Origin of the sequence: Bacteroides sp. AF20-13LB (genome assembly GCF_003603065.1) — a bacterium.
Classification (GTDB): domain Bacteria; phylum Bacteroidota; class Bacteroidia; order Bacteroidales; family Bacteroidaceae; genus Bacteroides; species Bacteroides uniformis.
Genome location: NZ_QTMH01000039.1, coordinates 1 through 4204 on the forward strand (window position 1 = coordinate 1; position 4204 = coordinate 4204).

Consider the following 4204-nt stretch of genomic DNA (forward strand, 5'->3'; position numbering starts at 1 on the left):
AGTGCCCGGTTCTCCTCGAACACTTCCCGGTACTGGCGACCACCGAAGTAGTTGTTCAGCCGTTGGAGCGTTCCTTTCAACTGGGCTATGTCCCGGAGAAGCTGCCGTTCCTCCTCGGTGTACCTCTCCCTTGGGCGCCCCCCAAGGGACAAACTCCGGCAGTATTCCGATACGCTTAGACTGCACCGGGCTGCCTGCTCCGCAAGTGCGTCCTTTTCAAGTTCGGTACACCGGAATGTAATCTTTTCGTTCCGTCTTAGTTCCATGCCACAAAGGTAATCTTAAAATCTTTTTGAGCAAAGCGAGAAAAGCAAGAATTGTCCGACAAGGACACTTCTTGCTATATATACACATGCCGCATGGGAATACATCCACGCCAACCGCCCAGCAAAAAGCCCCGGCGTGTTAGAAAATCCCCCACAGCCTAACAAATTCTACCCCATTTCTACCCAAGGGGATTACACGCCGCAGAAGTCATCCGGGAACATGTCTTCCAGTTCGTCCAAATCAATGGTTTCTTCTTCGGACACCTCCACCCATTCAATGTTTTCTTTCCCTCTTATCGCACATGAGTACATCTCGGCGGCGGCAAGAGAAGAGAACACCTCGTGCATAGGCTCGCCGTTCTCTAACCAGTAAACACAATATTCGACCATAACAGTTTTATCATTTATCGTTGTAATGCCCCTCTACCTCCAAGATGTAGACCTCTACCACTTCCTCGTAAATGTCATAGATTATCCGGTCATGGGCGGTAATGTGTCGAGACCATGTAATATCCCCACCGCCCCTTAACGCTTCGGGATGCCCAAGCCCAGTCTTAGGGTGCTCTAACAATTCTTTGTAGATTTTCTTATACTTCTTGAACAAATTGGGGTTTGATTTCTTCCATTTGGCAATCACCTTATCCACCCCGTCGGAAACCCTAATTGTGTACATCATAGACTATCGAAATAAGCGTCAATATCCTCACTGCTTTTGAGGGTAACACACTTTCCGGATTTGATTTCTTCCCTTGCCTTGTCAATCCTTGCTTGCAGCTCCGGGGTTATCATCAAATCTTCACGACCAACTTTTACCAAAGCGTAAATCTCGTTTTTCCTGCGAATTAGTACCTGCTCGCCATTGTCAGCTTTGGTGAAAGACGCTGCGAGGTTGTTACGGTATTCTCTTACTGATAATGCTTCCATATCTGTTTGCTTTTAAATTCAGCACAAAGATAGCTATATTTCAATAAAATACAAACATTTTGTACACAAACGTGTACACGCCATAAAAACCCGTTTCCAATCCTACCGCCCGTTGGTTGGTTTTGCTTTGCTCTTTTTCCCTATCGTTTTTCTTTTTCCGACAGTAAATCAACCACTTAGCTCTATAAATTTCCCTTGTCTGTTATAAGCATCGTCTGTAATATGCTCTATCACTTCTTCGCAAACGCCCATAAATAAAGGGATTAGAACATGTGTTTCCCCACACTTTGGGAGTTTAGTCCCCACACTTTGGGAGTTTAAAAGTAAATTAGTCCCCACACTTTGGGAGTTTTACCCCTCTTTTTTTGTTTTAATGTGGGGATTGTGTATATTTGCAGCAAATCAATCGTTTATGAAAAAGAAACTACCTATTACCAAGAATAAAGATGTTGTTGTTTCATGGGTATATACATGGTCAAAACAGCAAGACATGTCCATACACGAACAAAGAATAGTTCTTCGCATACTGGAAGCGTGCCAAGCTGAACTAAAGGGAGTAAAACTGAAAGATTATGCAGGCACGAAACGCAAGTTTGAGCATGGACTTTGGGATGTTGATGCACAAATGCATGTATCTGACGTTATTTTTTCCGGACGTGATTACAATGAAATCATAGCCGCACTCGATTCTTTGGCAGGACGTTTTTTTACTTACGAAGATGACGAGGAATGGTGGAAGTGCGGATTTATATCTAACCCAAAATATAAAAAACGCACTGGCATTATAACCTTTCGTGTGTCTAACGACCTTTGGGATGTGTTTACCAAGTTCGCCAAGGGGTACAGAGAATTTGAGTTAAACAAGGCTCTTGCGCTACCTACTGGGTATTCCCTTAGGTTTTACATGTTAATGAGTGGGCAGGTGTACCCTTTGGATATATCCCTTGAAAACTTGAAAGACCGTCTTGGCATACCTGCGGACAAATACAAGGACAAGAACGGAAAAGACAGAATAGATCATTTTGAGGAAAGAGTTTTGAAACCAGCAAAGGCTGCGCTTGATGAGAGCTGCCCATACACTTTCAACTACGTGAAAGTGCGTGAAAACCCAAACAACAAACGTAGCAAGGTGACCGGGTTTAGGTTCTACCCGGTCTATCAACCACAGTTCAGGGATGAAGAACTGGAAGGGAAAGATTTGCAGGCAAAGGTTACAGCACGATATCAGATAGACAGCCATGTGTACGAGTACCTCCGTTATTCCTGCGGCTTCACATCGGAAGAGATAAACCGGAACAAAGAGACATTCATAACGGCACAAGAAAAGATAACCGACCTTATCGGAGAACTGGCTCTCCTAAACGGAAAATCACGAGAAAAGAACAATCCGAAAGGGTGGATTATAAACGCCCTTAAAGGGAAAATCAAGGATAAGTAACAAGATTACCCGGAGTGTTTCAGCCGGGTAATCTTGTCAAATCAGAGGAACGATTTCCATTTCTACACCAAGTTCTTTCATCTGCTGTTGTATTTCCTCGCTGCTTAGTTTCTCTCTCGCCAGTGCAAGCCCATGAAAGGCGTCCCAGCCTGCCGGCTTCGAAACGATACTACCGTTTAGGACGGCATGGGTGATTTCGCCGCCGGACTTCGCACCCTTGTTCAGTATGAAGAAGAACCGGGGTTCTTCGTGTTCCGTTGTTCCCATAATTCGTAAAGTTAGATGTTTATTTATTCCCCTTTTGTTCCCTTGCCTGCTCTTGGTAGTATTCATAATACTGCTTGTAGTTGTCCCGGTCTTTGGCTGCATCCGTCCAAAGATAGCACATGAAACAAGCGAACAATAGGGAGATAACAGCACAAAGGATTGAGTAGAACGAAATTCGTTTGTCCACATAACCGCCGTTTTTCATTCTGTACCCCTGCCGTTCAAAGTCCGCCAACACGCTTTTTAGGCGATTTTCGGCACTTTCAAGGCTTTTCCCGTCTATTTGTACCTTTCGGGCTGTTGCGTCCTCTATGCGCTTCGTATAGACTTCAACACGCTTTAGTTCTTGATACACCAGTTCTACCGCAAGCTGCGGGTTTACCCTTGGCGTTGTATCTTTTCTTTTCCGGGGGCTGTACTGTCCCTGCTTAACGTTGGAAGCTGCCGCTTCCGGGTGTGAGTTTGTTTCCATGAGATATGTTCATTGAGTTGCACTTCAGTTTGCTTTGTGTCCGCTCGATATGGGCGAGAGTGTAGCCTTTCCCTATCTCGCTTGCCTTATACTCCGTACCGCTTCGGGCTGTGACATAGTAGCCGTTAAGTTTCCCGGTGCTTGCCCTGGCTTCCCGGACTTTAAAACCTCTCTTACCAAGTTCTTCCTTGAATTTGGTAAAGTCAAAGCCCTGCATCTTCTTCAATACGCCGTCCATGGCTTCCTTGATTTCCGCTTTGTTGACTTTGCCAATGTCCTGCGACTGTACAAAGTTCCGTTCCTTGGCTATGGCATTGGCGGCTTCCGTTGCCTTTTTCCCTATCCAGTTGTCCCGGTACAGTTCCCCGGAAAGGGAAACCCGGTTTGCCAGTATGTGCAGGTGGGCTTGCTCTTTCTTGCTCTCCGTACCGCTGTGCCGGATGATGATGTACTGGTGGTTCGCCAACCCCATGCGCTGCATGAAGTCGTTACCAAGTTCCGCCCAGTCCGCATCCGTAAAGGTGGCGCTTTCCTCTATCGAGGGGCTGACCTCGAAACGTAGGCAGTTGTTTTTTACGTTCGGAAAATCAATGTGATACGGTTTCATTTCCTGCACCATTTCCGCACCAGTACACCCATAAAGTTCATGCCGGGCTATCTCGGTGGCTACTGCCTGCCCGTTTATCTCTTTGGCGAGGTCGTACTCCAATGCCGCCACACCATGTGATATGCTTTTCCCTTTCCCTATCATCGTGAGAGTATTTTTTTGAGCTCTGTAATTAGTGCCCGGTTCTCCTCGAACACTTCCCGGTACTGGCGACCACCGAAGTAGTTGTT

General features: G+C 46.0%; 8 protein-coding genes. 1 reads left to right on the plus strand and 7 read right to left on the minus strand.

The window, feature by feature from the left end:
- The 4 genes from mbpA to DWX62_RS21705 all read right to left on the minus strand — a co-directional run.
- Nucleotides 1–266, minus strand: a 266-nt coding sequence (mbpA, locus tag DWX62_RS21690) for a mobilization protein MbpA (protein WP_117897981.1), incomplete at its 3' end; no start/stop codon positions are given.
- A 192-nt stretch (nt 267–458) separates the two neighbouring features.
- Nucleotides 459–656, minus strand: coding sequence for a hypothetical protein (locus DWX62_RS21695; protein ID WP_004295503.1), 198 nt, complete (start codon nt 654–656; stop codon nt 459–461).
- A gap of 10 nt (nt 657–666) precedes the next feature.
- Complete coding sequence (locus DWX62_RS21700) at nt 667–942, minus strand: type II toxin-antitoxin system YoeB family toxin (protein ID WP_004327436.1); 276 nt, start codon at nt 940–942, stop codon at nt 667–669.
- Nucleotides 939–1190, minus strand: a complete 252-nt coding sequence (locus DWX62_RS21705; RefSeq protein ID WP_004295507.1) for a hypothetical protein — start codon at nt 1188–1190, stop codon at nt 939–941. The genes DWX62_RS21700 and DWX62_RS21705 overlap by 4 nt, the downstream gene beginning before the upstream one ends.
- Nucleotides 1191–1602: 412 nt before the next feature.
- On the opposite strand from DWX62_RS21705, the gene DWX62_RS21710 reads away from it, so the two are divergent.
- On the plus strand, nt 1603–2628 hold the full coding sequence (locus DWX62_RS21710; protein ID WP_118409018.1) for a replication initiation protein: 1026 nt from the start codon (nt 1603–1605) through the stop codon (nt 2626–2628).
- A gap of 36 nt (nt 2629–2664) precedes the next feature.
- Here DWX62_RS21710 and DWX62_RS21715 read toward each other — a convergent pair whose 3' ends face one another.
- The 3 genes from DWX62_RS21715 to mbpB are packed head-to-tail and all read right to left on the minus strand — an operon-like array spanning nt 2665 to nt 4118.
- Entirely contained in the window at nt 2665–2895 is a 231-nt protein-coding gene (locus DWX62_RS21715) for a hypothetical protein (protein WP_004295510.1), read from the minus strand.
- 19 nt (nt 2896–2914) lie between these two features.
- Complete coding sequence (gene mbpC / locus DWX62_RS21720) at nt 2915–3367, minus strand: mobilization protein MbpC (RefSeq protein ID WP_120173146.1); 453 nt, start codon at nt 3365–3367, stop codon at nt 2915–2917.
- Entirely contained in the window at nt 3324–4118 is a 795-nt protein-coding gene (mbpB, locus tag DWX62_RS21725) for a mobilization protein MbpB (RefSeq protein WP_007560590.1), read from the minus strand. The genes mbpC and mbpB overlap by 44 nt, the downstream gene beginning before the upstream one ends.
- Between the last annotated feature and the right edge of the window lie 86 nt (nt 4119–4204).

What these genes read in the sequence shown, in the direction of transcription:
- DWX62_RS21705 (WP_004295507.1), bottom strand. Translation starts at nt 1,190, where the DNA reads ATGGAAGCATTATCAGTAAGAGAATACCGTAACAACCTCGCAGCGTCT.
- DWX62_RS21700 (WP_004327436.1), bottom strand. Translation starts at nt 942, where the DNA reads ATGATGTACACAATTAGGGTTTCCGACGGGGTGGATAAGGTGATTGCC.
- mbpB (WP_007560590.1), bottom strand. Translation starts at nt 4,118, where the DNA reads ATGATAGGGAAAGGGAAAAGCATATCACATGGTGTGGCGGCATTGGAG.
- DWX62_RS21715 (WP_004295510.1), bottom strand. Translation starts at nt 2,895, where the DNA reads ATGGGAACAACGGAACACGAAGAACCCCGGTTCTTCTTCATACTGAAC.
- mbpC (WP_120173146.1), bottom strand. Translation starts at nt 3,367, where the DNA reads ATGGAAACAAACTCACACCCGGAAGCGGCAGCTTCCAACGTTAAGCAG.
- DWX62_RS21710 (WP_118409018.1), top strand. Translation starts at nt 1,603, where the DNA reads ATGAAAAAGAAACTACCTATTACCAAGAATAAAGATGTTGTTGTTTCA.
- DWX62_RS21695 (WP_004295503.1), bottom strand. Translation starts at nt 656, where the DNA reads ATGGTCGAATATTGTGTTTACTGGTTAGAGAACGGCGAGCCTATGCAC.